22 protein-coding genes, 3 tRNA genes and 1 pseudogene are annotated in these 26310 nt (G+C 72.1%); 12 read left to right on the top strand and 14 right to left on the bottom strand.

From position 1 onward, the window contains the following. Positions 1 to 66 precede the first annotated feature (66 nt). The 5 genes from LLG88_16155 to LLG88_16135 form a co-directional block, all read right to left on the bottom strand. Complete coding sequence (locus tag LLG88_16155; GenBank protein MCE5248440.1) at positions 67 to 303, bottom strand: hypothetical protein; 237 nt, start codon at positions 301 to 303, stop codon at positions 67 to 69. 11 nt (positions 304 to 314) lie between these two features. After that, positions 315 to 512, bottom strand: a complete 198-nt coding sequence (locus LLG88_16150; protein ID MCE5248439.1) for a hypothetical protein — start codon at positions 510 to 512, stop codon at positions 315 to 317. After that, the gene (locus tag LLG88_16145; protein ID MCE5248438.1) at positions 509 to 718 is read right to left on the bottom strand and encodes a helix-turn-helix transcriptional regulator; all 210 of its coding nucleotides are present in this window, start codon (positions 716 to 718) and stop codon (positions 509 to 511) included. The genes LLG88_16150 and LLG88_16145 overlap by 4 nt, the downstream gene beginning before the upstream one ends. A gap of 164 nt (positions 719 to 882) precedes the next feature. Continuing rightward, positions 883 to 956: transfer RNA gene (locus tag LLG88_16140), tRNA-Gln, on the bottom strand. A 54-nt stretch (positions 957 to 1010) separates the two neighbouring features. Next, a tRNA-Gln gene (locus LLG88_16135) sits at positions 1011 to 1084 on the bottom strand. 159 nt (positions 1085 to 1243) lie between these two features. Here LLG88_16135 and LLG88_16130 point away from each other — a divergent pair. Continuing rightward, entirely contained in the window at positions 1244 to 2959 is a 1716-nt protein-coding gene (locus LLG88_16130; GenBank protein MCE5248437.1) for a glutamine--tRNA ligase/YqeY domain fusion protein, read from the top strand. 606 nt (positions 2960 to 3565) lie between these two features. On the opposite strand, the gene LLG88_16125 is transcribed toward LLG88_16130, so the two are convergent. The 4 genes from LLG88_16125 to LLG88_16110 form a co-directional block, all read right to left on the bottom strand. Next, positions 3566 to 4366, bottom strand: a complete 801-nt coding sequence (locus LLG88_16125) for a histidinol-phosphatase (protein MCE5248436.1) — start codon at positions 4364 to 4366, stop codon at positions 3566 to 3568. A 5-nt stretch (positions 4367 to 4371) separates the two neighbouring features. Continuing rightward, positions 4372 to 4938, bottom strand: coding sequence for a hypothetical protein (locus LLG88_16120; GenBank protein ID MCE5248435.1), 567 nt, complete (start codon positions 4936 to 4938; stop codon positions 4372 to 4374). 134 nt (positions 4939 to 5072) lie between these two features. Then, positions 5073 to 6515, bottom strand: a complete 1443-nt coding sequence (gltX, locus tag LLG88_16115; GenBank protein MCE5248434.1) for a glutamate--tRNA ligase — start codon at positions 6513 to 6515, stop codon at positions 5073 to 5075. A gap of 84 nt (positions 6516 to 6599) precedes the next feature. Continuing rightward, positions 6600 to 7526 carry a hypothetical protein gene (locus LLG88_16110; GenBank protein MCE5248433.1) on the bottom strand — a complete coding sequence of 309 codons (927 nt, stop codon included), beginning with the start codon at positions 7524 to 7526 and terminating at the stop codon, positions 6600 to 6602. A 337-nt stretch (positions 7527 to 7863) separates the two neighbouring features. Here LLG88_16110 and LLG88_16105 point away from each other — a divergent pair. From LLG88_16105 to LLG88_16095, 3 genes are all read left to right on the top strand, one after another. After that, positions 7864 to 7939, top strand: a tRNA-Ala gene (locus LLG88_16105). 136 nt (positions 7940 to 8075) lie between these two features. Next, positions 8076 to 8549 (top strand): hypothetical protein, encoded by a 474-nt coding sequence (locus LLG88_16100; protein ID MCE5248432.1) that lies wholly within the window; start codon positions 8076 to 8078, stop codon positions 8547 to 8549. An 81-nt stretch (positions 8550 to 8630) separates the two neighbouring features. After that, entirely contained in the window at positions 8631 to 9152 is a 522-nt protein-coding gene (locus LLG88_16095) for a hypothetical protein (protein MCE5248431.1), read from the top strand. A 60-nt stretch (positions 9153 to 9212) separates the two neighbouring features. On the opposite strand, the gene LLG88_16090 is transcribed toward LLG88_16095, so the two are convergent. Then, positions 9213 to 9734, bottom strand: a complete 522-nt coding sequence (locus tag LLG88_16090; GenBank protein MCE5248430.1) for a hypothetical protein — start codon at positions 9732 to 9734, stop codon at positions 9213 to 9215. A gap of 174 nt (positions 9735 to 9908) precedes the next feature. Here LLG88_16090 and LLG88_16085 point away from each other — a divergent pair, with 174 nt between their 5' ends. The 5 genes and pseudogenes from LLG88_16085 to LLG88_16065 all read left to right on the top strand — a co-directional run bounded on the left by LLG88_16085 (position 9909) and on the right by LLG88_16065 (position 19727). Next, positions 9909 to 11051, top strand: a complete 1143-nt coding sequence (locus tag LLG88_16085; GenBank protein ID MCE5248429.1) for a zf-TFIIB domain-containing protein — start codon at positions 9909 to 9911, stop codon at positions 11049 to 11051. Between the two features lie 259 nt (positions 11052 to 11310). Continuing rightward, a pseudogene (locus LLG88_16080) lies at positions 11311 to 12978 on the top strand (lactate permease LctP family transporter). A 575-nt stretch (positions 12979 to 13553) separates the two neighbouring features. After that, entirely contained in the window at positions 13554 to 16415 is a 2862-nt protein-coding gene (locus LLG88_16075) for an FAD-binding oxidoreductase (GenBank protein ID MCE5248428.1), read from the top strand. Positions 16416 to 17127: 712 nt separating this feature from the next. Continuing rightward, the gene (locus LLG88_16070) at positions 17128 to 18621 is read left to right on the top strand and encodes a radical SAM protein (protein MCE5248427.1); all 1494 of its coding nucleotides are present in this window, start codon (positions 17128 to 17130) and stop codon (positions 18619 to 18621) included. Positions 18622 to 18884: 263 nt separating this feature from the next. Continuing rightward, positions 18885 to 19727, top strand: coding sequence for an OmpA family protein (locus LLG88_16065; GenBank protein ID MCE5248426.1), 843 nt, complete (start codon positions 18885 to 18887; stop codon positions 19725 to 19727). Between the two features lie 266 nt (positions 19728 to 19993). On the opposite strand, the gene LLG88_16060 is transcribed toward LLG88_16065, so the two are convergent. Both LLG88_16060 and LLG88_16055 read right to left on the bottom strand, forming a co-directional pair. Beyond that, positions 19994 to 21142 carry a hypothetical protein gene (locus tag LLG88_16060; GenBank protein ID MCE5248425.1) on the bottom strand — a complete coding sequence of 383 codons (1149 nt, stop codon included), beginning with the start codon at positions 21140 to 21142 and terminating at the stop codon, positions 19994 to 19996. A gap of 136 nt (positions 21143 to 21278) precedes the next feature. Beyond that, on the bottom strand, positions 21279 to 21782 hold the full coding sequence (locus LLG88_16055) for a hypothetical protein (GenBank protein ID MCE5248424.1): 504 nt from the start codon (positions 21780 to 21782) through the stop codon (positions 21279 to 21281). A gap of 159 nt (positions 21783 to 21941) precedes the next feature. On the opposite strand from LLG88_16055, the gene LLG88_16050 reads away from it, so the two are divergent. After that, complete coding sequence (locus LLG88_16050; protein ID MCE5248423.1) at positions 21942 to 22322, top strand: hypothetical protein; 381 nt, start codon at positions 21942 to 21944, stop codon at positions 22320 to 22322. A 19-nt stretch (positions 22323 to 22341) separates the two neighbouring features. Here the strand turns inward: LLG88_16050 and LLG88_16045 are convergent, their stop codons facing one another. Beyond that, positions 22342 to 23283, bottom strand: a complete 942-nt coding sequence (locus tag LLG88_16045) for a cohesin domain-containing protein (protein ID MCE5248422.1) — start codon at positions 23281 to 23283, stop codon at positions 22342 to 22344. 138 nt (positions 23284 to 23421) lie between these two features. On the opposite strand from LLG88_16045, the gene LLG88_16040 reads away from it, so the two are divergent. Both LLG88_16040 and LLG88_16035 read left to right on the top strand, forming a co-directional pair. Further along, the gene (locus LLG88_16040; protein MCE5248421.1) at positions 23422 to 25074 is read left to right on the top strand and encodes an electron transfer flavoprotein-ubiquinone oxidoreductase; all 1653 of its coding nucleotides are present in this window, start codon (positions 23422 to 23424) and stop codon (positions 25072 to 25074) included. Positions 25075 to 25233: 159 nt separating this feature from the next. Next, on the top strand, positions 25234 to 25902 hold the full coding sequence (locus LLG88_16035) for a hypothetical protein (GenBank protein ID MCE5248420.1): 669 nt from the start codon (positions 25234 to 25236) through the stop codon (positions 25900 to 25902). Between the two features lie 164 nt (positions 25903 to 26066). Here the strand turns inward: LLG88_16035 and LLG88_16030 are convergent. Beyond that, on the bottom strand, positions 26067 to 26310 hold a 244-nt coding region (locus LLG88_16030; protein MCE5248419.1), incomplete at its 5' end, for a hypothetical protein.

Raw genomic sequence — 26310 nt, 5'->3', positions numbered from 1 at the left:
CGGTCGTCCGGGCGCCGTTCGTCGCGCGGATCGGACCGCGGGAGCGACGGCGCCCGACGGAACCGCTCAACGACGCGCGCGTCGCCCGAGGATCAGCGAGAGGATCAGCAGCGTGATCCCGACCCCTTCGAGGAAGCCGCGAAGAAATTCGAGCGTGTGGAGCGACGGCGATCCGGCGGGAAGCGAATCGGCGCCGAGCAGGCGGGGAAGCAGCGCGGCCGCCGAGTTGCAGAGAAGGCCGCCGGCGAGCGTCCACGCGACGGCGCGCGGGGGGCGGCGGACGCCGATGTTTCCGAGGCACATACGAAGCTCCTTCAGTCCGCGAAGTGGAAGTAGATCATCGCCGCGACCTTCGTCGCGGCCATGGCGGCGAGGACGGCGAAGAGGTCCCAGCGGATCCCTTCGCCGCGGAGCTGACCGAGGATCAGCAGAATCGCGAGGAGGACCGCGCCGACGACGGCCGCGTGGCTGCTCGCCTTGTAGCGGTGGAGGACGAACCGTTCGTCGATCATGCGCGGGTTTCCTTCAGCGTGAAGAGTTCGTCGGCGGCGCGCCCGAAGGCCTTCGCCAACTGCAGCGCGAGCGGCAGGCTGGGGATGTAGCGCCCCTGCTCGATCGAATTGATGCTCTGCCGGGAGACGCCGACCGCGTCGGCCAGCTCCTGCTGCGTCATGCCGAGCCGCTGCCGCATTTCGCGGACGCGGTTCTCGACGACGATTCGGGCCACGGCGGCGCCTCTCCCGCGAGCTCGTCTCGTGTCAAGCTCGCTTGACTTGCAGAATGCCGCACGCGCGGCGGCGTGTCAAGCGAGCTTTACGCGCGCCGAACCGGAGAGCGGACGCGTTTGCGGGGGCGCGAGGGGACGGGGCCGCACGAGGGAGTTGGCTGGGGAGCAGGGATTCGAACCCCGATAAGCGGATCCAAAGTCCGCTGTCCTGCCATTGGACGACTCCCCAGCAGGGCACAAAAAAACGGCGCTTGAAGCGCCGCCGATTGTAGCAACTTCGGGTTGGCTGGGGAGCAGGGATTCGAACCCCGATTCTGCGGTCCAGAGCCGCATGTCCTGCCGTTGGACGACTCCCCAACGCCGAAGCGAGCGATACGTTACGGGACGGGACGCTCCGCGTCAAGTAAACGAGCGAAATTGCCGGATTAGGGGGCGTTCTCTGTCCCGCGGTCGGCGCCTCTGGCACAATGGCCGCTTCGCGGCGCGCTTGGTTGGTCGCGCGCCAGGGATCGATCGATGAGCGACAAAACTCCCGACATTCCGGCCGGACAAGGTCCCGTCGCCGGACCCGACTTCATCCGCGAGATCATCAACGCCCACAACGAAGCGGGCGTCTACGGCGGGCGCGTGCACACGCGCTTCCCGCCCGAGCCGAACGGCTATCTGCACATCGGCCACGCCAAGTCGATCTGCCTCAATTTCGGGCTGGCCGAGGGGTACGGCGGGCTGTGCAACCTGCGCTTCGACGACACGAACCCGGTGAAGGAGGAGACCGAGTACATCGACTCGATCGCCGCCGACGTCGCCTGGCTCGGCGTGCGCTGGCACAAGCTGCTCTTCGCCTCGGACTACTTCGAGCGGATGTACGAGTGGGCGGAGACGCTGATCAAGAAGGGGAAGGCCTACGTCTGCGACCTCGCGGCCGACGAGGTCCGCGCGATGCGCGGCACGCTGACCGAGCCGGGGAAGAACAGCCCGTACCGCGACCGCACGGTCGAGGAGAACCTCGACCTGTTCCGGCGGATGCGCGCCGGCGAGTTCCCCGACGGCTCGCGCACGCTGCGGGCGAAGATCGACATGGCCTCGCCGAACGTCAACATGCGCGACCCGGTGATCTACCGCATCCTCCACGCGCCCCATCCGCACGCCGGCGACAAGTGGTGCATCTACCCGATGTACGACTACGCCCACCCGCTCGAGGACGCGATCGAGGGGATCACCCACTCCGTCTGCACGCTGGAGTTCGAGGCGCACCGGCCGCTCTACGACTGGTTCATCGACGAGATCGGGCTGCCCGAGCCGCACCCGCGGCAGATCGAGTTCGCGCGGCTCAACCTGACCTACACCGTCCTCTCCAAGCGGAAGCTGCTCGAGCTGGTGACGAAGAACTACGTCTCCGGCTGGGACGATCCGCGGATGCCGACGATCGCCGGCTTCCGCCGCCGCGGCTACACGCCGGAGGCGATCCGCGCCTTCTGCGAGCGGATCGGCGTGGCCAAGCGGGACAGCCGCGTGGACGCGACGGTGCTCGAGAACGCGCTGCGCGAGGACCTCAACAAGCGGGCGCAGCGGGCGATGGCCGTGCTGCGGCCGCTGCGGGTGGTGCTCGAGAACTACCCCGAAGGGCAGGTCGAGCATTTCGAGCTGACCAACAACCCCGAAGACCCGGCGGCCGGCGCGCGGCTCGCGCCGTTCTCGCGCGTGCTCTACATCGAGCAGGACGACTTCCGCGAGGAGCCGCCGAAGAAGTTCTATCGGCTCTCGCCGGGGCGCGAGGTCCGGCTGCGCGGCGCCTACCTGATCACCTGCAAGGAGGTCGTCAAGAACGACGCCGGCGAGGTGGTCGAGGTCCGCTGCACGTACGACCCCGCGACGCGCGGCGGCGCGGCGCCGGACGGGCGCTCGCCGAAGGCGACGCTGCACTGGGTTTCCGCGGCGCACGCGCTCGACGCCGAGGTGCGGCTGTACGAGCACCTCTTCACCAAGGAAGATCCGGACGACTACCCGGAGGGCGCGGACTACAAGTGCAACCTGAATCCGCAGTCGCTGACGACGCTGACGGAGTGCAAGGTCGAGCCGCTGCTCGGCGAGGCGCGCCCCGGCGACCGCTATCAGTTCGAGCGGAACGGCTACTTCTGCGCCGACCTGATCGACCACGCTCCGGGCCGTCTCGTCTTCAACCGCGCGGTCACGCTGCGCGACACCTGGGCGAAGATCCAAAGACACTCCTGACCGACGGAATCCGTAGGGGAGGCTGGCGCGTCCCGACGATCGTTCGCCCGCGAACGATTCCACCGCGCCTGCCTCCCGACGTGATTCGCGCGGGACCTTGCCTTGGGGCGCCGAAAGGCAAGCGGGCGCTGTGTTCACGTCGGGCGGCAGGCGCGGTGGAATCTCGAGCGGGGACGCGAGAATCGGAGCGCGCCAGCCGCCCCTACAGCGGTCGCGATCACGGCGACGAAGGCATGCGTCGAATACGACGAGCGTGTCGAGCGGCGGGGGGCGGCGGCGGAGCCATTGCCCCGGCGGCGGAGCCGCCGCCCCCCGTCGCGCGACGCGCGCCCATCGTCGGACACGCGCCCTGACGTTTCAACGCGAGAATCGACGCAGCCGCCGCCAAACAAGGTCGCGGCGCGCGACCACACGAACAGCGCGAACCAACCAAGAGGGACCATCCCCCCCGCGGCCGATCGGCGACGCGGGCGACCAAACACGACAGCACGTCGGGCGGGCGGGGGCGGCGGCGCAGCCGTTGCCCCGTGGCGGAGCCGCCGCCCCCGCCGCACGACGCGCGTCTTGCGGGGCGCGCGGGCAGTGCGCCGCGTTTAGGCGCGAACGTCAGAGCGAGACGGAGGTGCGCTTGCGGCGCTCGAAGCGCACGACCTCGGCGTAGCCCGCGGCGCGGGCCGTCGCCTCGGCGCGGTCGAAATCGGCCGCGACGTGCTCCGGACGATGGGCGTCGGCGTTGATCACGAGCGGCACGCCCCGCTCGCGCGCCCGCTCGAGCAGCCACGGCGACGGATACGGCTCGTCCACCGGATGACGCCAGCCGGCCGTGTTGAGCTCGATCGCGATCCCCGCCGCGGCGATCGCGTCGAGCGCCGCCAGCGCCCCCGCGCCGCGCTCCTCGGGGGAGCGGACGCCGAACCGCTTCGGCAGGTCGAGATGACCGATCACGTCGAAGATCCCGGAACGCGCCGCGAGCACGATCCGCTCGAAGTAGCGCCGCCAGACGTCGTCCCGCTCGTCCGGCGAGAGCGCCGTCCAGCCCTCGAGGCCGCCGTCGATCAGGAAGCCGTCCACGAAGTGCACCGAGCCGATGAGGTAGTCGAACGGCCGCGGCTTGACGATCGCCGCGAGCTGCCGCTCGAGCTCGGGAAAGAAGTCGACCTCCGCGCCGATCCGCACCGCGATCCCGTCGGTCGCCTCGGCCGCCGCGCGGATCTCGGCCGAGTAGGCGCCGAGCCGCTCCGGCGTCAGCCGCCAGCCGAACCAGTCGTGGCCGGGGTAGAAGACGAGGTGGTCGGAGAAGCCGAACTCGTCGAGCTTCGCGGCGCGCGCCGCGGCGAGCATCTCCGCGACGCCCGCCGCGCCGTCGCTCCAGGTCGTGTGGTTGTGGTAGGACGTCCGTCCGGGCACGGCGGCTACTCGCGGTCCACGCCTTCGCTGATTTCGTGCTCGCCGTGGTGCGAGCTTTCCGGATCGTCCTTGCCGGTGTGGCCGTAGAGGATGTTCTCCAGCACCTCCACCGGGTTGTCGCCGGGTCGGACGCCGAACAGCCGCCCGCGCCCCGCGCCCATCATCCCCTCCGGCGCCGCGGCGATCGGCCCCTCGAACGGCAGGTCCGATTCCGTGACGAGGATGCCGTCGGCGGCGGTGGCGGCCGTCTCGTCGAGCCCGAGGATCTTGGCGAGGCGCCGCTCGATCTCCGGCTGCACGGCGGTGATGTCCATCACGCGCGGCTCGCGCTCGTTCGGGCGGAGCGAGACGTAGCCCTTGCGGAACAGGCGGACGGCGAACGGCGTGAGCCGGTGCTCGGCCACGTCGGCGAAGATCAGCGGGCAGCCGGCGCGGGAGGCGAACTCGCGCTCGAAGCCGAGCAGCGTTTCGTGGACCTCCGCCGGAGCGCGGTAGACCCCGCCCCCTTCCTCGGGAGGCGCGATGAGGAACACGTAGTCGGCGCTGCGCGCGCCGGATCCTTCGTTCGTCATGGAGCCGTCTCCTTCCCGCGGCGCGCCCGCGCCCCCGCGCGCCCTGCCGCAAATGTAACGCCGTCGCGCGGAAAGGCGAGCCTCGCCGTTCCCGCGGCGGGCCGAAACGGGCCGCCGAAGGGGCCGAGCCGTCGTCAGGCCCGGGCCGTCGCCGCGACGAGCGCCTCGACCCGCTTCATCGTCGATTCCCGGCCGATCGCCGCGAGGACCTCGAAGATCCCCGGGCTCACGGCCACGCCGAGCACGGCCACGCGCGCCGGGTGGATCAGCTTGGCGGCGGACACGCCGAGCTTCTCCGCGGCGCCGCGGACGGCCGTCTCCAGCTCCGCCGGCGCCCAGTCGGCGCAGCCGGCGAGCGCGTCGCGCAGGGCCAGCAGGCGCGCCGCGAGGTCGTCGCCGGCGAGGTGCTTGCGGCGCGCGTCCTCCTCGATCTCGACGTCGTCGGAGAGGTAGCGGGCGACGTCGCGGGCGAGGTCGGGGAGCGTGCGCTGTCGGACCTTGCTCAGGTCGATCATCGCCTGGACGCGCGCGAGGCGCGCCGGGTCGCGGTCCTGCGGCGTCCAGAGGCCGCGCGCGCCCAACTGCTCCTCGATCAGCGGCAGCAACTCGGCCGCGGGGGTCCGCTCCATGTGCTTGCCGCTCATCCAGAGCAGCTTCTCGGTGTCGAAGACCGCGGCCGACGAGCCGACGCCGGAGAAGTCGAACGCCTCGACCATCTCGGCGAGGGTCATGATTTCGCGGTCCCCCTTGGGGTTCCAGCCGAGCAGCCCGAGGAAGTTGACCATCGCCGAGGCGAGGATCCCCTGCTGCTCGTAGGCCATCACCGCCGTCGCGCCGTGGCGCTTGGAGAGCCGCTTCTTGTCGGGGCCGAGGATCAGCGGCAGGTGGGCGAAGATCGGCGGCTCGGCGCCGAGCGCCTTGTAGAGCAGGATCTGCTTCGGCGTGTTGCTGATGTGGTCGTCGCCGCGCACGACGTGCGTGATCCCCATCTGGACGTCGTCGCAGACGACCGAGAGGTGATAGGTCGGGCTGCCGTCGGAGCGCAGCAGGACGAAGTCCTCCATTTCGTCGTGCTTGAGCGTCGTGCGGCCGTGGACCATGTCCTGGAACGTCGTCTCCCCGTCGGGGACGAGGAAGCGGACGCAGAACGGCACGCCGGCCGCGGCCATCTCCAGCGAGCGCTCGGGGGAGATCGAGAGGCAGGTGCGGTCGTACTTCCAGCCGTCGCCGTGGTCGGAGGCGAGCTGCCGCTTCCGCTCGATCAGCTCGGGCGGGCAGAAGCAGCGGTACGCCTTCCCCTCGTCGAGCAGCCGCAGCGCCGCGCCGCGGTGGCGGTCGAGCCCCTCCGACTGAAGGTGCGGACCTTCGTCCCAGTCGAGCCCCAGCCAGCGCATCGAGTCGAGGATCTGCTTCGTGTTCTCGTCGGTGGAGCGTTCCTTGTCGGTGTCCTCGATCCGCAGGACGAAGACGCCGCCCGACTTGCGCGCGTAGAGGTAGTTGAACAGCGCCGTCCGGGCGCCGCCGACGTGCAGGTAGCCGGTGGGGGAGGGCGCGAAGCGCACCCGCAGCTTGCTCATGGTTCCGGAGCCTCCGGGGGCCGGCGGCGGAACCCGCCGGCGGAATCGGGGCCGACGATAGCGGCCGACGGCCGCCGCGGCAAACTACTTCTTCTTGCGGTCCTCGACGGGGTGGGGAGCGAGGGCGGCCGGCGGGAGCGTCGGGGCGCGGCGCGCGGCGGCCATCCCGCCGGGGTAGAGGCGGACGGTCGGGATCGCGCAATGGCGGGCGAGGACGAACCAGCCCGCCGCGCCGTCGGTCAGGCGCTCGCCGAAGGCGATCGCCTCCGACTCGGCGCGGAGCTGGGCGCGGTCGAGCGCGTCGTCGAGGGCGCGGACGTCGATCGATCCCGCGGCCGCGAACCGCTCCAGCGGCAGCCGGACGGCGCCGCGGAGGGCGGCCGGTCCGTCGCCGGCGGAGCTGTCCACGAACGCCGCGTCTCCCGAGGCGGTGGCGAAATGGAACATCTCGAGCGAGGCGAGGGACGGGGGCCGCTGGGCCAGATCGGGGGGCTTCTCTTTCTCGTCCCGCTTGGGCGGCTTGACCCGGTCGGCGCTGACGGGGCCGGAGACGGCGCGCCACGCGGGGAGGCCGCCGTTGAGCACGCGGCAGCGGTCGAAGCCGGCGAGCGAGAGGATCCAGCAGACGGTCGAGGCGCGGCGGAAGCCGTCGATCCCGCCGTCGTCCACGGCCACGGTCTCTTGGTCGCCGCGGATCCCCGCGGCGAAGAGGATCGCCGACGCGCGGTTCTCGAACAGCTGGTCGAGCGTGTCGTCGGGCAGCGGCTGGAACGATTCGAGCGGCGTCGAGACGGCGCCCGCGACGTGCCCCGCGGCGTAGGCCGAGGCGGGGCGGGTGTCGAGAAAGAGCGGGCGCGGCCCTTGGGACTGCCGCGCGAGGGCGGCCGCGGCCGGCGTGATCGCGGGGAGCGCTTCGCCCCCCGGCTGCGGCTCATAGCGCGCGCCGCCGCAGGAGGCGCAGAGCGCCCCCGCGGCCGCCGCCGCGCCGATCATCGCGAGCAGTCCGCGCATCGCTGCATACGTTGGTTCCCCGGCCGTCCGTTGTCCACGGCGCCGCGGCGCGGCCGAGCGTGTTTTGCCCGCCCGTTTCCGCGCCGCGGCGCGGCGACGGCGCGCGCCGACGTCCTTCGCGCGGCGACGCGGCGCCTGCGCGGCGGCGCGCATCTGGTCCTTCGCGCTGGGGCGCGGCGCCTGCTCGGCGGCGCGCATCAGCTCCTTCGCGCTGGGGCGCGGCGCGGCGGCCGTCTTGCGCGCGCGAACGGCCGAAGTTTGTTTGACAGCCCGCCCCTCCGCGGCTACAGTCTCCCGGTCTTTCGGCGGGCGGCTCGCGCCGACCGCGTCCCAGTGTGGGGCCGTAGCTCAGCTGGGAGAGCGCGTGACTGGCAGTCACGAGGTCAGGGGTTCGATCCCCCTCGGCTCCACCAATCGGCAATCCGACATCGACGATGATCCGGTCGCGCTCCGCGCGTCCGCGGCGTCTCTATTTCCGTTCGCGCCCGACTTCCGCGCTGCGCGGCGAGGCGAAGACTGCCCGCAAGTCGCGCGTTCTTGGGGGCGGCCATGATCGGAAGAGACGGCGCATCGCTCAGGAAAATCCGGCGAACGATCGGCGCGTTCCTGCCGCTGGCGCTCGCGTTTTGGCCGACGCCCGCGGCGGCCGCGCGCGCGTCGGGCGTCGCCCTCGATCCGAAGGCGCATGGATCGTCGCCGGCGCGCGTCCTCTCGTCGGGCGAGATCTGCCTGATCGACGCGTCGAATCCCGAGCGCTGCGCGAAGCCGCTGATGATGATTCCGAGAGCGGTGCGGGACGCGTCGTCCGCGACGTTCTACGGCGTCTTCGACCTCGACCGCGACGGGACGCCGGAGATCGTCTTCGACACGTGGGAAGCCGAGGACGCCGCCGTCGCGTTTCACGTCTACAAGGTCGTGGACGGCGCCTATCGGGAGTTCCTGAACCTGAAGGCGCCGAGCGCGGGGTACGCGCCGGACGGGTGGTTCCTCGACGAGGCGTCCGCGCCCGCGGCGATCTTTTAGACGCGGTACGGAGGCTCGTCCGGAAACGCCCTGTTCCTCCTCGATCTCCGCAAGCGGTCGCTCGAACTGATCACCCCGTCGATGTTCCTGGAGGGACCGCCCGTCTTCGTCGATCTCGACGACGACGGCGTCGCCGAGATCGTCGTGTCGGGGCGGGGAAGAGACAGGACCTCGCCGATCGGCGCGGCGGTCCTCGCGCGGCGCGGGGCGACGTACAAGAGAATCTGGCCGGACTGGGACGGCGCGCCGTACGCGATCTACGCCCGCGTCGTCGCGCTCGAAGGCGGACGCCGGAAGGCCGTGGCCGCCGTGCTCGAGCCGGCGCCGTTCGACGGCAAGAGCGGCGTCCGAGGCGAGACCGCGGCGGGGCGCGAACTGGCGGCGTGGACGCTCGACGCCGGCGTCCTGCGCGAGTTGGGGCGAACGCGCCTTCCGGACGCGCGCCGCGTTTCGGAGCCGGTCTTCGAGGACGCCGCGGCCGTCGGCGCCGTCCGCGTGCGCTACATGACGGCTCCGCGCACGTTGCGCTGCGGGATTCGGGAGCAGGGGATCGACTGCGGGGAAGTCTCCGAGGCGTCCGGAGAGGCGACGGCCGCGCGTTGATTCGTCGGCGGGAAGAGGCGCCCGCGGGACGCGGACGTTCGGGGCGCAGGCCGCGCCGAGCTACCCATTCCGCAGGACGCCCGGCGGACAGCGCCGCCGCACTTCTTCGACGAGATCTTCGCCGCCCCGCCAGTCGAGCCTGACGCGGATCGGTCGGAATCCGCAGCCCCGGAGCAAGAGCCTCCGCCGCAGCGCCGAGTAGCTCGCCGACTCGATCGCGGACCACGGCGCGAAGCGGGTTCCCGTCCACGGAGAACGGCCGGAGACCCCTTCGTCCGAGACGTCGACGCGGCGCCACGCGTCGAGCGCGCCGAGGACGGCGAAGAGGCTGAAGACCGACGCGAGGATGTCGAGCACGATCAGGGACTCGGGCTTCGCGGCCCGCTCGACGTGCGCCACGACCAGGAACGCGGGGGGCATCGTCACGGCCAGGGCGCAGGCGGCGACCTCCGGCCACGACAGGCGGATGACCATCGTCGCGGGTCGCGCGCTCGGCGGATCGGTCCTGAGCAGCCGGAACAGGTAATAGGCGGCGAGAAGCGCCGCCCCGACGACGGCGAGATCGATGGTCGGCGACGTCACGGAAGATCCCCCCGCGCGGGCCTGAAAAAGCGCCTCGCTCTTCCGCCGCCCGCGCGCTCCGCGGCGGCCGGGGCGAACGCCCGCGCGGACCGCCGCGCGCAATAATAGCCGAGCCGGGGCGCGTCCCGGCCGGGGCTCGCTTCCGGGCGGATGTCCGTGCGAGGGGGGAAGGCAATGAACGCGAAGAACCGCGATGCGCGCGTCGACGGCGGCGCGGCGCGCGGATGCCCGGCGTGCGGGGCGGCGCTCGCCGCCGAGCGGCGCTCGCCGGGAATCGTGCAGCGTTGCGGCGCGTGCGGCGGCTTCGGCCTGACGATCGAGGCGCTGCGGAACGAGCGCGGCGCGGGCGCGGCCGCGGCGCTCTGGACGTCGGTCGTCCGCGCTCCGCGGATCTCGCCGCGCCGCTGCCCTTCGTGCGGCGCGCCGTTCGCGGCGGTCCGCGCGCCGCGCGGCAAGGACGGCGCGACGGTCGAGGCCTGTTCCTCCTGCCGCCTGCTCTGGTTCGACCGGGCGGACGCCGAACTGCCCGCCGCGCGCGCCGCGTCGCCGCACGCCTTCATCAGGAAGGCGTCCAGTCGGCGCCTCGCGGACGCGATCGCCGAAAGCGCCGCGCGTTCGGCGCCGGACGACATGGCGTACGGCGAGCCGGAGCAATGGTGGCAGTGGCTCGCCGGATGGCTCGGGTTGCCGCTGCTCTACGACGAGGACGGCGCGGGGCGGACCGCGTGGGTCGCGCGCGCCTTCGCGTTGGCCTGCGTCGCGGCCGGCGTCGCCGCGCTCGTCGGGCCGCCCGACCTCGTCGGGCGGATGGCCTTCGACTTCGCCGATCCACTGCGCTCCGGGGGGCTGACGATCGTCTCCTCGGCGTTCGCGCACGTCGGCCCGTTCCATCTGCTGGCGAACCTGTGGTTCCTGTTGCTGATCGGCGGGGCGGCGGAGCGGGACCTGGGGCACGGGCGCTTCGCGCTCCTGCTCGTCTCGGCCCACGTCGGCGGCCTTCTCGGCTTGGCCTGCGCCGGGGAGCAGCGCCTTGTCGTCGGCGCGAGCGGCGCGATCGCGGGGGCGATCGCCTACTTCGGTCTGCGCTTCCCGAAGCGCCGGATCGGCGTCCTGCTGCAGTTCCTCTTCCGGCCGATCTGCTGGATCGCGTTCCCGGCGATCGTCTGGCTCGGCCTCTGGTTCGTCGGCCAACGCTGCGGGGCGCTGCTCCTGCCGGAATTTGGGTCGCCGATCGCCTACGCCGGGCACCTCGGCGGGGCCGCGGCGGGGGCCGTCGCGTGGGCGCTCCGCCGGCGGGACGGGGCCCCCGCCGTCTGAGTCCGGCGCCCGGCGGCGGTTCGCGGTATCTCTTGCGCCGAGCGACCGAGTGGCGAGAGAAACGGTTCGCGGAGACTGTCACCGGAGTTTCACGGCGGGGGCCGTTGACGCGACCGCCGCGCTGATTTAGACCATCGTCAAACTCGCCCGCCGCGCCGCGTCAGCTGGGCGGTTCGGCGGACGTGGGGAGGTGAAAAGGACCGGAAGTCCGACGGCGGCGCGTCGGCGCGTCGTGGGACGGCCGCGGAAACCCAGCTCCATGCTCCGCCTTCTCGAGGAGGACCGCCCCTTGTGGACCCAGGACTTCAACCCCCTCGGAAACATCTTCCTCTCCGCCCTCGTCGCCGCCGTCCCGATCCTGTTCCTCTTCTGGGCGCTGGCGATCCAGAAACTCAGGGGCTACGTCGCCGGAATCTGCACCACCGTCATCGCCGTGCTGATCGCCGTCTTCGTCTACAAGATGCCGGCGACGGTGGCGATCGCCTCGACGGTGCACGGCGCGCTCTACGGCATCTTCCCGATCTGCTGGATCGTGATCACCGCCGTCTTCCTCTACAACATCACGGTCAAGACGGGGCAGTTCGAGGTGATCAAGGACTCGATCTCCTCGATCACCGAGGACCGGCGGCTGCAGGCGCTGCTGATCGCCTTCAGCTTCGGCGCGTTCCTCGAAGGGGCGGCCGGCTTCGGCACGCCGGTGGCGATCTCCGCCGGCATGCTCGTCGGCCTCGGCTTCACGCCGCTCTACGCGGCGGGGCTCTGCCTCCTCGCCAACACCGCGCCGGTCGCGTTCGGCGGGATCGGCATCCCGATCATCGTCGCCGGCGGCGTCACCGGCATCGACGCGATGTCGATCTCGCAGATGGTCGGCCGCCAGCTGCCGTTCCTCTCGGTGCTGGTGCCGTTCTACCTGATCGCGCTGATGTCGGGCTGGAAGGGGATCAAGGAGGTCTGGCCGGCCGCGCTCGTCTCGGGCGGCGCGTTCGCGATCGGGCAGTGGTTCTCGTCGAACTACCTCAGCCCGATGCTGCCGGACATCATCTCCTCGCTGCTCTCGATCGTCTGCCTCGTGGTCTTCCTCAAGCTCTGGAAGCCGAAGAACATCTTCCGCTTCAAGGACGAGCCGGCCTCGACCCACGTCGCCGGGAAGCTGAGCTTCGGCAAGGTGCTCAAGGCCTGGAGCCCGTTCATCGTCCTGACGGTCCTCGTCGGCGACTGGGGCATGAAGCCGGTCAAGGCGCTGCTCGAGTCGAACCCGATCGTGAAGATCCCGTGGGAGTTCCCGGGCGTCCACAACGCGATCGTCAACCCCGCCACGCAGAAGCCGATCGCCTCGGTCTTCACGTTCAACTGGCTTTCCGCCGCCGGCACGGCGATCCTGATCGCCGCCGTCGTTTCGATCATCGTCACCCGGATGAGGCCGGGGGACGCGGTCGCGCTCTTCGGCAAGACGCTCAAGACGCTGATCTTCCCGATCGTCACGATCGCCGCGGTGCTCGGCTTCGCCTACATCGGCAACTCCTCCGGGCTGACGACGACGCTCGGCCTGGCGCTCGCCGCCACCGGCGCGCTCTTCCCGCTCTTCGCGCCGCTCCTCGGCTGGATCGGCGTCTTCATCACCGGCTCCGACACCTCGGCCAACGCCGTCTTCGGCAAGCTGCAGCAGGTGTCGGCGAACAAGCTGATCGAGGCCGGCTCGTCCTCGGTGCAGAACCTCTCCGTGCTCACCGTCGCGGCGAACTCCTCCGGCGGCGTCGTCGGCAAGATGATTTCGCCGCAGTCGATCGCCGTCGCCACGGCCGCCACCGGGATGGTCGGCAAAGAGTCCGACTTGTTCCGCTTCACGGTGAAGCACTCGCTGATCCTGCTCGCCGCGATCTGCGTCATGACCTACCTTCAGGCGACGGTCTTCAGCTTCATGATCCCGCCGTTGCCCGAGGGGGCGCCGCGGCCGGTCGTCGCCGCCGAGGCGACGGCCGCCAAGGAGAAGGCCGCCGCGGCGGCGGTCGCCACGGCCAAGGCGGCGGAAGACAAGGCCGCCGCGGACAAGGCGTTCGTCGATCAAGCGGTCGCCGCGGCCAAGGCGAAGGCCGAGGCCGAGGGCAAGGCGGCGAAGGCCACGCCGGCCGACCTCGAGAAGGCGGTCGCGGCCGCGGCCGCGCAGGGCGAGGCCGACGCCAAGGCCCGGATCGCCAAGAAGGCGGCGGACGAGAAGGCCGCGGCGGAGGAGGCCAAGAAGAAGGCCGACGACGCCAAGGCCGCCAAGGCGGCCGCCGACAGGGCCGAACAACTCTCGCTTGGCCGTATGATTCTGGTCGTCACCGCGATCATCGTGGCGCTGCTGGCGCTCTCGGTGATCGGCGTGAAGACGGAACCGACCAAGGCCTGATTCCGGCCGCCGCGGGGCGGGGGAATCACCCTCGCCCCGCGGCGGTCGGCGCTTTCCGCGCCGCGCCGCGCCTCCGCTCCGCGCCGGCCGCGCGGCGCCGCGGAGGCTGACCAATGTCCGTCGCGCCCGCGGCTTCCCCCTCGTCGCAGCAGCTCTTCGACTCCCTCGCCCGGATCGTCGATCCGGAGCGGATCCTCAAGCGTCCGATCGACCTCGTCGCCTTCGCCTCCGACGCGAGCTTCTACCGCCTCGTGCCGAGGGCGGTCGTGCTGGCGAAGAGCGCGGAGGAGGTCGCGAGCCTGTTCCACCTCAGCCATCGGCTGCGGCTGCCGCTGACGTTCCGCGCCGCGGGGACGAGCCTCTCCGGCCAGTCGATCACCGACGGCCTGCTCGTCGAGTGCGCGCGCTTCTTCAAGGACGTCAAGGTCGAGAACGGCGGCCGCCAGGTCCGCGTCGCCCCGGGCGTGATCGGGGCGCACGTCAACCGCGCGCTGCGCGGGACGATGGCCAAGATGGGGCCGGACCCCGCCTCGATCGAGTCCTGCATGCTCGGCGGGATCCTCGCCAACAACTCCAGCGGGATGTGCTGCGGCGTGGCGCAGAACGCCTACCACACGCTGCGCTCGCTGACGTTCGTCCTCCCCTCCGGCACGACGATCGACAGCGCCGCCGAGGGCGCCGACGAGAAGTTCCGGCGCTACGAGCCGGCGCTGGCCGAAGGGCTCCTCGAGCTGAAGAGGCGGATCGAGGGGAACCCGGAACTGCGGGAGCGGATCCGCCGCAAGTACCTCTCCAAGAACACGACCGGCTACGGCCTCAACTCGTTCCTCGACTACGAGCGCCCGGTGGACATCTTCGCCCACCTGCTCGTCGGCTCGGAGGGGACGCTGGCCTTCATCGCCGAGGCGGTGCTCGACACCGTTCCCGACCTGCCGGTGAAGTACACCGGGCTGCTGCTCTTCCCGACGCTGCACGCCGCCTGCGCGGCGATCGTGCCGCTGCGCGACGCGGGGGCGAAGGCGCTGGAGCTGATGGACCGCGCCGCGCTCCGCTCGGTCGAGAAGGAGAAGGGGATACCGCCGTCGATCAAGACGCTGCGCGAAGGGGCGGCGGGGCTGCTTGTCGAGTTCCAGTGCGCCGACGAGGCGGAGCGGGCGTCGCTCGTCGCGCTCGCGGAGGCCGAAGCGGCGAAGCTCGACCTGTGCGAGCCGCCGTTCTTCACCGCCGACGCCGCCGAACAGGCGCGGCTCTGGAAGATCCGCGGCGGGATGCTCCCGTCGGTGGGGGCGCTGCGCAAGAGCGGCACGTCGGTGATCATCGAGGACGTCGCCTTCCCGATCGACCGGCTCGCCGACGCGGCGACCGACCTCACCGCCCTCTTCAAGAAGCACGGCTACGACGACGCGATCATCTTCGGCCACGCCAAGGACGGGAACCTCCACTTCGTCGTCGCGCAGGGGTTCAACGACCAGGCGGCGATCGACCGCTACGCGGCGTTCATCGACGACGTGGTGAAGCTGGTCGTCGGGCGGTACGACGGCGCGATCAAGGCCGAGCACGGCACGGGGCGGAACATGGCCCCGTTCGTCGAGACCGAGTGGGGGCCCGAGGCGCTCGCCGTGATGCGCCGCCTCAAGGAGCTCTGCGATCCCGAAGGGTTGCTCAATCCGGGCGTCGTGCTGAACGCGAATCCGCGGGCCCACATCGCCGACCTCAAGACGATTCCGACCGTCGAGGACGAGGTCGACAAGTGCATGGAGTGCGGCTTCTGCGAGCCGAAGTGCCCCAGCCGCGCGCTGACGATGACGCCGCGCCAGCGGATCGTCGTCCGCCGCGAGCTGGCGCGGCTCGCCGAGGGCGGGGACCGCGAGTGGCGCGCGGCGCTCGAGGAGGACTTCCCCTACGACGCGCTCGACACCTGCGCCGCCGACGGCCTCTGCGCCACCGCCTGCCCGGTGGGCATCGACACCGGGCAGTTGACGAAGCGGCTGCGCCACGAGATGCACGGCCGCTCCGCCGAGGACACGGCGCTTTGGGTGGCCGAACACTTCGCGTCGATCGAGCCGCTGCTGCGCCTCGGCCTGCGGATGGGGCATCTCGTTCAGTCGGTCCTCGGCGCGGGGACGATGGTCGCGGTCACCAAGGCGATGCGCGGGCTGGCGCGCCGGCCGTTCCCTCTCTGGAGCAAGGAGATGCCGCGCGCGGCGAAGGCGACGCGTCCTCCGACCGTCCGCGAGGGGGCGGCGGCGATCTACTTCCCGGCCTGCATCTCGCGGACGATGGGGCGCATTCCCTGCGAGCCGTCCGAGTTGTCGATCATGGAGGCGCTCGTCGCGGTGGCGGCGCGCGCCGGGCGGCCGGTGCACATCCCGCCCGACGTCGAGGGCGCCTGCTGCGGCGTGCCGTTCTCGTCGAAGGGGTACGAAGGGGCGCGGCGCGCGATGGCGGCGCGGACGATCGAGAAGTTCTGGCGCTGGAGCGAGGAGGGGACGCTGCCGATCGTCGTCGACACGAGCCCCTGCACCTACGGGCTGCTGCACTGCCGCGAGGACCTGAGCCCCGCCGACAAGGCGAGGTTCGACAAGCTGCGGATCGTCGATGCCGTCGAGTTCGTCCACGACGAACTGCTGCCGCGCCTCGGGGTCAAGCGGAAGGTCGCGAGCGTCGTCGTCCATCCGGTCTGCTCGGTGATCAAGATGGAGCTGACGCCGAAGCTGACCGCGATCGCGCGCGCCTGCGCCGAGGAGGTCGTCGTGCCGGACAGCGCCGGCTGCTGCGGCTTCGCCGGCGACCGCGGCTTCCTGCATCCGGAGCTGACCGCTTCGGCGACGCGGCTCGAGGCGGCGGAGGCGACGGCCGCGCCGCACGACGCCTACGTCTCGAGCAGCCGCACCTGCGAGGTCGGCATGACGCGGGCGACGGGCGAGATTTACCGCTCGTTCCTGTTCCTGCTGGAGGAGGCGACGCGTCCCTGAATCGGCGCGGTCCGCGTTTTGCGTTGCGGACGAAGGGCCGCGGGTTTCCGGGGCGTAAGGCCCGCGGGTTTCAGGGGCGTACTGCCCGCGGGTTTCGCGGCGTACTGCCCGCGGGTTCCCGGCGCGTACTGCCCGCGCGGCTCGAGGGACGCGCGTCGTGCGGCGGGGGGCGGCGGCTCAGCCACGGGGCAACGGCTGCGCCGCCGCCCCCCGCACGCCCGACGTGCTGTCGTCTTTGGCTGCGCGCGTCGCTGGTTCTCGGCGGGGGGATGGTCCCTCTTGGTCGGTTCGCGCTGTTCGTGTGGCCGCGCGCCGCGGCCTCGGTCGGCGGGCGCGGCGGCGATCTTTGCGTTGAGGCGTCAGGGCGCGTGTCCGTCGATGGACGCGCGTCGCGCGACGGGGGGCGGCGGCTCCGCGACGGGGCAATGCTCCGCCGCCGCCCCCCGCCGCCCGACCCGCTCGTCGGTGTCGCGCCCCGACGTTATTCACGCGCAACGTTGCCTTGGGGCGTAGGGGAGGCTGGCGCGTCCCGACGGTCGTTCGCCCGCGGATGATGCCTCCGCGCCTGCCTCCCGACGTGATTCACGCGGAACGTTGCCGTTGTTGGTTCAAAGGCAATCGGGTGCGGCGTTCACGTCGGGCGGCAGGCGCGGTGGGGGCGTCGTTGTTCCGACGACGTGATCGGCGCGCCAGCCGCCCCTACAATTTAGGGATGCGAATCGCGCTCTGTTATCGATGCGACGACCGGGACGCGGGGGACGTCTACGCCCGCGTCGCGCCGTCGGGATTGCTCTGCCTGCACGGCGTGCTGCGGCGCGCGGGATTCGATTCGCGTCTCTTCAACTTCAGCGGCCGAGCGTGGCGCGAGATCGAGGCCGCGCTGGCCGCGTTCGCGCCGCGCCTCGTGGGGGTCTCGCACTTCACCTACAACCACGCCGCCGCCGCGCGGCTGGCGCGGACCGCGCGCCGCGCGGCGCCCGGGACGATCGTCGTCGCCGGCGGCGCGCAGGCGACGTTCCTCGACGAGGCGCTGCTGCGCTCGGCCGACGCGCCGGACGTCTGCGTGCGCGGCGAAGGCGAGGGGCCGCTCCTCGCCCTGGCCGAGGCGCTGCGCGCCGGCGAGGACCGCCGCGCCGCGATCGCCGGGCTCAGCTACCGCACGGCAGGGGGCGCGATCGCGCGGACGCCCGACGCGCCGCTCGCGCCGGACCTCGACGCGCTCTACCCGCCCGAGCGGTTCGACGCGGTCGAAGGCGTCGATCCGCAGACGCAGTTCCCGTTCATCGTCACCTCGCGCGGCTGCCCCGCCGACTGCTCGTTCTGCTGCTCGCCGCGCTTCTGGCGGCGCAAGCTGCGCTTCCGCTCCGCGGCGCGGGTCGCCGACGAGATCGAGTTCCTGCACCGCCGCTTCGGCATCGACTACTTCAGCGTGCGGGACGACACGTTCACCGCGCGCAAGGAGCGGGTGCGGGAGTTCTGCGCGGAACTGGAGCGGCGGCGGCTCTTCCTGCTCTGGAACTGCCAGTCCCGCGTCAACTTCGTGGACGAGGAACGGCTGGTCTGGATGCGCCGCGCCGGCTGCGAGCAGGTGCAGTTCGGCGTCGAGGCGGCGAGCGAACCGGTCCTCGCGCGGCTGAACAAGCAGATCCATCTCCCCCAGGTCGATTCGGCGCTGGCGGCCTGCCGGCGCGTCGGCCTGCGCGCCGGGGCGTACTTCATCACCGGCGTGCCGGGGCAGGGCGAGGCGGACATCGCGGCGAACCTCGACCTCGTCGAGCGCTCGGGGCTGGCCGACGTCGTCGTCGCGCCGCTGGCCTACTACCCCGGGACAGCCCTCGCCGAGGCCGCCGAGCGGGCGGGGCGGCTGGATCCGGCGGTGTTCCTTTCGGGGCGCGCGGAGCGGCTGCTCGTGCGCGCGGACGACGAGGCGCGGACGCAGTTCGAGGCGATGGAGGCGGCGGCCGAGCGCTCGCCCGACGAGCCGTTCGACCGCGGCGAGCTGGAGCGGCAGCTGGAACTCGTCGGGCCGTGCCACGCCGCGCTGCTCGCGCTGGGACGACGTCTGGAGCGGGAAGGGGACGTCGGTCGGGCGCGGGACCTGTACCGCGAGGTCGCGGAGCGGTGGCCGGAATCGCCGTGGGGCGCCCGCGCCCTGGCGGAGTCGTCCGCGCGGACGCGCCCCCGCGGCCGCCGCGGGCGAAAGTGAGCGGGGCTTCGCCGACGGTTCTCTACCCCCGCCCCGATTCCGGTGGTAGAACGTATCATTGACGAACGAGGTCGTCGCACGGCGCTTGCCGCGCGGCGGCGGCGGTCGAAGAAACGCGCCGGTCCCACCGGCGCCGCGGCGCGTCCCCGGGCGCGCCCCGGCGCGGATGGATGAAACTCCGCGGGCCGCGCGGCCTGCGGCGTTGGAGCGAAAAGGGCCGGCTGAAGGGCGCGCCCCGGGACCCGCGCCGCAGGAGACGTTCGATGACTTCTCGCAAATTGTTCAGCGCCGGACTCGGCGCGGCCGCGGCGGCCGGTTTGACGTTCTTGGCCGTCGGTTGCGCGAGCAGCACGAAAGTCGACCAATTCCCGAAGAACCTCGAGGCGACGGTCGCCGCGAATCCGACCGTGCCGGACAAGGTCGAGTCGATCGAAGCCCGGCCGTGGACCGTGGTCACCGGCCAGCGGGTCGATTTCATCGTCGCCGGAACGAAGAACCGCGCCGTGTCGCTGACCGTGACCGGCCTCGACGGCGAGGCCCGCGGGCGCACGCAGAAGATCGACCTCTCCGCGCAGGCCGCGGGGTACGTCGGGGCGATCACGTCGGGGGCGCCGGGGCAGTACCGTCTGGAGGCGACGATGCGCGGCGGTCCGTCGGGCGAGCCGGTGAAGCTGGTTTCCTCCCGCGCGCTGAACGTCACCGTTCCGCCGCCGCCGCCGGTCGACAAGTGCGACGAGCTCAAGTCGATGCTGGCGACGCCGCGGATTCACTTCGCGTACGACAAGTCGGACATCGACGCCGCGACGGACGAGTTCGTGAAGCAGCTCGCCGCCAAGCTCCAGGATCTGGGGCCGCGGGTCGGCCGGCTGACGATCGAAGGGCACTGCGACGAGCGCGGCACGGTCAACTACAACCTCGCGCTCGGCGACCGCCGCGCCAAGGCCGTGGTCGGCCTGCTGGAAAAGGCGCCGGGGATGTCCGGCATCAAAGTCGACAAGATCAGCAAGGGGAAGGAAGAGCCGCTGATCCTGAACGCGAAGACCGAGGAGGAGCACGCCCAGAACCGGCGGGCGGTGGTCATCCTCGAGTGCGTGCCGGCGAAGTAGCCGCCGCGCGGAACCGAGAAACGCCCGACGACGCGCCCCCCGCAGCGGGGGCGCGTCGTTTGTTAGGTGAGCCCCAAACGGCGCTCGCCGGGGCCGGCGATTCGGGGCGCCGGAGGGCCGCCGGCGCGCCCGGCGAGATGGCGGCGCGACGCGGTCAGCGGCGATCGGAGTCCGTCGTCGGGAACGCGCCGCGCGGGCGCGGGGACCGAGGGGACACGCGACGCGGGGAGCCGCAGGGACGCGGGCGGCGTCCGCCCGCCTCGCGCTCAGGCGACGAACTTGGGGACGCGCGGGTTGACGTTCTCGCGGGGGCGGGCGCGGAAGGTCCCGTCGTAGGCGGGGCGGAGTTCCGGGGGAAGTCCGGCGCGGGCCGGGAAGGGCCTGCGGCCGCAGAGGGCGCGCCAGCCGGCGGGGGCGCGGCGGAGGCGGAGGAGCATCGCCGGGGTGGTGCGGCGGTCGGCGCGGCGGCGCTCGGCGATCCCCTTGGTGTTGTTGCGGGCGAGGACGAAGAGGGCGGCGCGGTCGAGGAGCCCGGCGGCGGTCTTGGCGAAGGCGCAGGTCTCGCGGACGAGGGGGCGGCAGGCGTGGCGGGCGTAGGCGTGGAGGGCGTTGACGCGCCAGAGGGGGTTCCGCGCGTCGCGCCGCTCCTTGCTGTTGGTGAGGCGGTGGCGGAAGCGGCCGGGGGCGACGCGGGCGACGGCGCGGGCGTAGGCCGGCTCCTCGTCGGTGCGGAGCTCGATCGGGGCGCCCTCGGGGAAGAGGGGCAGGAGCCGGCGCAGGATCTCGGCGGAGCGGCGCTCGCGGGCGCGGGGATCGGGCCGGCCGAGGGCCTCGTCGCGCTCGGCGCGGCGGACCCGCTGGGCGGGGCTCATCGCGCCGGAGCGGCGGAGGGGGGCGGCGTTGAAGTCGAGGACGAAGCCGCTCTTGGCGAGGACGGCGGTGTGGAGGTCGAGCGGCTCGTAGCGGCTGCCGGCGAAGGTGCGCAGCCCGTCGTGGACCACGGCGTCGTCGAGGGTCCCGCGGAGGGCGGCGGTCTGGGCGAGGTGGACGAGGAGGGCGCGGGCGGCCATGCGGCGGACGCGGCGGCGGACGGTGGCCGGGGCGACGCCGAGGACGCGGGCGGCCTGGCGGAGGCCGGCGCCGTTGGCGAGGAGGTCGTAGAGGCGGGCGTTGAGGCCGGGGATCTTGTTCCAGTAGTCGTCGTCGAAGGCCGAGGAGCGGAACCAGCGGCCGCAGGCGGCGCAGCGGAACGAGGCGACCCAGCCCGGGGCGCGGGCGATCCGCCGCAGGCCGCGGCGGACGAACTCGCGGTAGGTCCCCGGCGCGGCGAGGTGCCGAGGGCAGTCGGGGTTGGGGCAGTGCGGCGGGACGAAGGCCCGCGCCCTCCCCGGCGGATCCGCGAGCCGGCGTCCCATGCCCGGAGATGTGCGGCGAGCCGCGCGGCGCGGCCGGCCTTCCCGCGACGGACCGTCCCGGCCCCGGGAACCGCCGCCCCCCTAGACGACGACGCGCCCCCTCCGCGGAGGGGGCGCGTCGTTTGAGGCTCACGTATTAGGCGGTGAACATCATCAGGCGGTAGATGCCGTCCTTGTCCCGGGTCAGCAGCACGAGGTTCGCGCGCTGGTCCTTCTGGTCGCCGACGAAGAGGCGCAGCTTCGCGCCCCTCTCGACGGGCCGCCGCGGCAGCTTGTCGAGGGCGGACAGGTAGCGGACCTCGAGCGGCTTCTTGCCCCCTTCGCGGACGATCACCACGTCGAGGCGGTAGATGACGTCCGGCTTCAGGCCGTTCTTGAACTTGACCGGCTGGGCGAGGGCGGTCGGCTCCCACTTGCGGGAGACGACAACCGGCGCGTCCTCGGCGGTCTTGCCGAACTGCGGCGCGGGCCGGAGCGTGATCTGAATCGTGTCGTTGGGCGTCAGCCGGGCCGCCATCTCGGCGCTGATGCCGAGCTGGACGTCCAGATCGAACTGCTCTTCGGCCAAGGCCGGCGCGGCGGCGGCCGCGAGGAGGACGGCGGCGATCGGCGCCGCGAACCGGGCCAAGACGTTGCTCATCTTCGTGTTCCTCCCTCCACCGCGGCCCGGAGTCGCCGCGGCGGCGGGCAACCGCGCCCGCGGCCATTGAAGCGCGACGGCGACGATTGCCGAACGGTGAACCCGAGCGATAGCATGGACCGAAACGCGGGGAATGTCAGCCCTGCGGGCGAGGCTTTGATGCAGATGGCGCGCGCGCTCGTTCGTCTTGTCCGGTCCGTTCCGTTCGCCGCGGCTCTCGTCGTCTCCGCCGCCGTCGCGCTCGCCGCGCCCGCCCCGTCGCTGGCCGGAAGAATCGTCAAGGTGGACGTCGACGGGCGCTCGCTCACCGTGCGGAGCGAGGCGGGCGCGGAGACGGCGCTGGTGGTGGACGACAAGTCGGTGATCGTCCTCGACGGCGACGCCCAAGCGATCCTCGAGGACCTGTTCGAGGGGGACGACCTGCTTTCGGCCGCCGTCCGCCGCGCCGAGGACGGGCGGCTGGTCGTCGTGAAGGCGGTCGTCACGTCGAAGCCGTCGCCCGACGACGACGACGGCGCGATCCCCGGCGGCGCGCGCTGAAGCGGCGCGCGCCGCTCGGTCAGCGCCTCAGGAAGTACTTCGAGGAACTGGCCGTGACGGTGATCGTCGAATAGGCGACGCGGCTCGTGCTGCTGGTGTACATCGTGTAGGGGCCGCCGACCGAAGGGACGACGGACATCGAGCCGCTCGGAATCTTGAACTGCGCGTCGCCGGTGTTGGACGCGTTCGCCTTCAGCGTGAACGTCAGGTAGGTCCCCGCGGTGTTGACCCCCTTGCCGTCCGTCGAGGTCCGGGCGTAGTTGACGTGCCACAGGCCGTCGGAAACCTGGGTCTGGGTCAGCGTCGCGTTCGTCTGCGTCGACGTCGTGCCGTCGGTGGTGACGTCGTTGAGGATGTCGCCCTGCTTCGTCTTGTCGCTCTCCAGCTCGAGCAGCGAGGGGTCGAAGCTGATGTCGAAGTCGAAGCTCCGGATGTTGCAGACGTAGCTGACGATCATGCTCACCGTGAACTCGGCGCCGGGCGCCGGCACGGTGTTGGCCGAGACGAAGTTGACGAACGGGCTGAGCGGCCACGAGAGCGTCCCTTGGGACTGGTCGCCCGTCGGCAGCGTCGTGGTGAACGTGTAGCTGTCCCCCGTCGGGCGCGGGGCCTTGAAGTTCACGATCGCCCGGCCGTTCGACGCCGTCGTCTTGATTTCCTGCGCGCCGCTGCCGTCGAAGTCGACGCCGTCGGACGGCGTGACGGTGAAGGTGATCGGCACGTTGGGCGCGACGGTGCCGTCCTTCGCCCAGACCGTCGCCTGGACCTGCGTCGTTCCGGTCGCCGGGGTGAGGGTCTGGTCGGGGCAGATGGTCGAGGCGACGAAGCCGACCTTGATCCGCTGCTCTTCGGGTTTGACTTCGCTCGCCTTCTCGCAGCCGGCGAACAGCGGGACCATCGCGGCGGCGAGGAAGAACGGCGCCACGGCGGACGGACGAAGAAAACGGTCGGCAACGGTCATCGGGGGGCGTTCCTCCAACCGGCGGATTCTCGCCCGGTCGTCCCGGGGCCGCAACCCGCCGCGGGGCGGTCCGCCGGCCGGCGGAACGGGCGGCGGCGGCCGGGGCCGGTCATAATCGCCCCTTCGGAGGCTCGAAAGATGGCGGAACCCCAGCGCGAAGAGCTGGAAGTCGACGTCGCGATCGTCGGCGGCGGACCGGCCGGACTGGCCGCGGCGATTCACTTGGTGCAGGAAGCGCGGCGGCGCGGCGTCGAGCCGCCGTCGGTCGCGCTGCTCGAGAAGGCGCCGGAGTTCGGCGCGCACTCCCTGTCCGGCGCGGTGATCGATCCGCGCGGACTCGACGCCCTGATCCCCGACTGGCGCGCCGCGGGCGCCCCCGTCGAGGGGGACGTCGAGGCGGAGTCGTTCATGTTCCTCACGCCGCGGCATGCGTTCCGCGCGCCGTGGATCCCGCCGCAGATGAACCACCACGGCGGGGTAATCGTCTCGCTGCAGAAGCTGGCCGCCTGGCTCGCGGAGCGGGCCGAGGAACTGGAGATCAACCTCTTCCCGGGGTTCGCCGGCGCGGCCCTGCTGCGCGAGGGCGGACGGATCGTCGGCGTGCGCACCGGCGACCGCGGCCTCGACCGCAAGGGGGGGCGCAAGGGGAACTACGAGGCCGGGTACGACGTGCGGGCGCGGGTCACGCTCCTCGCCGACGGCGTGCGCGGCAACCTCTCGCAGCAGCTGATCCGCGAGGAGCGGCTGGCCGAGGGGCGGAACCCGATGATCTACGCCGGCGGCGTCAAGGAAGTCTGGCGGCTTCCCGCCGGGCGGGTCCGCGGCGGCGTGGTCCGGCACACGCTCGGCTTCCCGCTGCGCGAAGACACCTTCGGCGGCGCGTTCATCTACGAGATGAAGGACGATCTGCTGGCGCTCGGAATCGTCGCCGGCCTCGACTCGCCCGATCCGCGCCTGAACCTGCACGAGCTGCTGCAGCGGCTCAAGACGCATCCGTTCGTGCGGTCGCTGATCGACGGCGGCGAGGCGGTCTCCTACGGCGCCAAGGCGCTCCCGGAAGGGGGCTGGTGGTCGCTCCCGCGCCTCGCGGCGGACGGCGCGCTCCTGCTCGGCGACGCCGCCGGGTTCGTCAACACCATGCGCCTCAAGGGGGTCCACTTGGCGATCGAGTCGGGGATCGCCGCGGCGGAAACCATCCTGGACGGGCTCGCCGCGGACGACCTTTCGGCCGCGCGTCTCGGCGAGTACGAGACGCGGATGAAGGAAGGCGCCGCGGGCCGCGAGCTCCGCCGCGTCCGCAACTTCCGCCAGCCGTATCAGGACGGCCTTATCGTCGGCGCGCTCCACACCGGGGCGCAGCTGGTCAGCGGCGGCCGCGGCCTCTACGCCCGCCATCCGGCGCGCGAGGACCACGAACTGACGCAGCGCCTGCTGGCCTACAAGGGCGTCGCCCGCCCGGCCTTCGTCCACGACGGGAAGCTGACGTTCGACAAGATGGCGGACGTCTATCTTTCGGGGACCCGGCACGAGGAGAACCAGCCGGCGCACCTCGTGGTCGCCGACCCGTCGCTCTGCGCCGACCGCTGCGCCCGCGAATACGGCAACCCCTGCGTTTCGTTCTGTCCGGCCGGCGTCTACGAGATGGCTCAGGCCGACGACGGCGGACGACGCCTCCAGCTCAACTTCTCGAACTGCGTCCACTGCAAGGTTTGCGACATCGCCGACCCGTACGGCGTGATCGTCTGGACGCCGCCGGAAGGGGGGGACGGTCCGCGCTACAAGACGACGTGAGCGGGCCGAAACGGTGAATTTCCGACTTTGGACACTAGATTATATCCACGCCATTCGGTAGAGTGACCTGTCTTTCCTGCCCGGAGAGAGAAGACTCTCCGGCGATACGGAGGCCGCCCGCGGAGCGAAGAAGGCTCTTTCGCGCCGCGATACGTCCGCATGGGTAAGCGCCTGTTTGTCGGGAACCTTCCTTTCTCCGCCACCGAAAACGACCTGCGCGCGTTGTTCTCGCAGCACGGGAACGTCACCGACGTCCATATCGTGCTGGACCGGGAATCCGGACGCTCGCGCGGCTTCGCCTTCGTCTCCTACGGGACCGACGAAGAAGCCGCCAAGGCCACTGACGCGCTCAACGGCAAGCCGATGGGCGGACGACCTCTGGTCGTCAAGGACGCCCGCGACCGCGGCGCGCCGGCCCCTCCGGGGGAGCGCCCGCCGCGTCCGATGGGCGACCGCCCGATGGGACCGCGGCCGATGGGGGATCGCCCCATGGGTCCGCGCCCCGGCGGCCCGTCCGCCGGGGGACCGTCCCGTCCGTGGACGCCCCGCCCGCCGCGCGGCCCGATGATGCCGCCCGATCCGGGCGAGCTGCCGCAGGAAAACGAGCGCCGCCGCACCGGCTTCGGGCCGAAGCGGCGCCGCCCGGAAAGCGGCGACGGCGACCGCGCCCCGAGCGCCAAGCCCCGTCAGGGCGAGGCGGCTTCGACGTCCGGCGGGAACTGGCGGCAGTGGATCAACGAATTCTCCGACGAAGAGCCGGACGACGATCTCGCCCTCGAGGAGCGTCTCGACGAGGACGACGATCGCAAGGACGACGACGAGGGCTGAGTCCCTTCGCCGTTTTCCGGTCGGCCGCGGGGGACGCGCCCCGTCGTCGCTGAACTATCCGATGCACGCCCGGTGGAGGGGTTCCCTTCCGCCGGGCGTCAGCTTTCCCCGGCCCCGGCGCTCCGGGCCGCCCCCGGGCGGGGCGCCCGAGGAAGCGCGGGACGTCAGCGGTCCTTGATCTCGTCGAGGTCCTTCGCGTCGATCCCGCGCTCGACGACCGGCGAGCCGTCGAGCGACGTCAGGTCCTGCCGGCTCATGTCGAGGCGCGGCGCGAAGGCGACCTTCAGCAGGGCGCCGGCGAGGCGCGCGGCGGCGTCGGCGCGCGCCGGGGCGGGCGGGCCGGCGGGGCCGCCGCCCCGCTCCGCGAGCGGGCCGGGGTCGTCGGCGCAGGCGATCACGCCGCCGCCG

Source organism: bacterium, from assembly GCA_021372775.1.
In the GTDB taxonomy this organism is placed as follows: Bacteria; Acidobacteriota; Polarisedimenticolia; order J045; family J045; genus JAJFTU01.
This window is presented reverse-complemented; position numbering and strand designations above follow the sequence as displayed.

Coding starts and splice junctions, on each gene's coding strand:
- LLG88_16155 (MCE5248440.1), bottom strand. CDS start 303: ATGTGCCTCGGAAACATCGGCGTCCGCCGCCCCCCGCGCGCCGTCGCG.
- LLG88_16150 (MCE5248439.1), bottom strand. CDS start 512: ATGATCGACGAACGGTTCGTCCTCCACCGCTACAAGGCGAGCAGCCAC.
- LLG88_16130 (MCE5248437.1), top strand. CDS start 1,244: ATGAGCGACAAAACTCCCGACATTCCGGCCGGACAAGGTCCCGTCGCC.
- LLG88_16120 (MCE5248435.1), bottom strand. CDS start 4,938: ATGACGAACGAAGGATCCGGCGCGCGCAGCGCCGACTACGTGTTCCTC.
- gltX (MCE5248434.1), bottom strand. CDS start 6,515: ATGAGCAAGCTGCGGGTGCGCTTCGCGCCCTCCCCCACCGGCTACCTG.
- LLG88_16110 (MCE5248433.1), bottom strand. CDS start 7,526: ATGCGCGGACTGCTCGCGATGATCGGCGCGGCGGCGGCCGCGGGGGCG.
- LLG88_16100 (MCE5248432.1), top strand. CDS start 8,076: ATGATCGGAAGAGACGGCGCATCGCTCAGGAAAATCCGGCGAACGATC.
- LLG88_16095 (MCE5248431.1), top strand. CDS start 8,631: ATGTTCCTGGAGGGACCGCCCGTCTTCGTCGATCTCGACGACGACGGC.
- LLG88_16085 (MCE5248429.1), top strand. CDS start 9,909: ATGAACGCGAAGAACCGCGATGCGCGCGTCGACGGCGGCGCGGCGCGC.
- LLG88_16075 (MCE5248428.1), top strand. CDS start 13,554: ATGTCCGTCGCGCCCGCGGCTTCCCCCTCGTCGCAGCAGCTCTTCGAC.
- LLG88_16070 (MCE5248427.1), top strand. CDS start 17,128: ATGCGAATCGCGCTCTGTTATCGATGCGACGACCGGGACGCGGGGGAC.
- LLG88_16065 (MCE5248426.1), top strand. CDS start 18,885: ATGACTTCTCGCAAATTGTTCAGCGCCGGACTCGGCGCGGCCGCGGCG.
- LLG88_16060 (MCE5248425.1), bottom strand. CDS start 21,142: ATGGGACGCCGGCTCGCGGATCCGCCGGGGAGGGCGCGGGCCTTCGTC.
- LLG88_16055 (MCE5248424.1), bottom strand. CDS start 21,782: ATGAGCAACGTCTTGGCCCGGTTCGCGGCGCCGATCGCCGCCGTCCTC.
- LLG88_16050 (MCE5248423.1), top strand. CDS start 21,942: ATGCAGATGGCGCGCGCGCTCGTTCGTCTTGTCCGGTCCGTTCCGTTC.
- LLG88_16045 (MCE5248422.1), bottom strand. CDS start 23,283: ATGACCGTTGCCGACCGTTTTCTTCGTCCGTCCGCCGTGGCGCCGTTC.
- LLG88_16040 (MCE5248421.1), top strand. CDS start 23,422: ATGGCGGAACCCCAGCGCGAAGAGCTGGAAGTCGACGTCGCGATCGTC.
- LLG88_16035 (MCE5248420.1), top strand. CDS start 25,234: ATGGGTAAGCGCCTGTTTGTCGGGAACCTTCCTTTCTCCGCCACCGAA.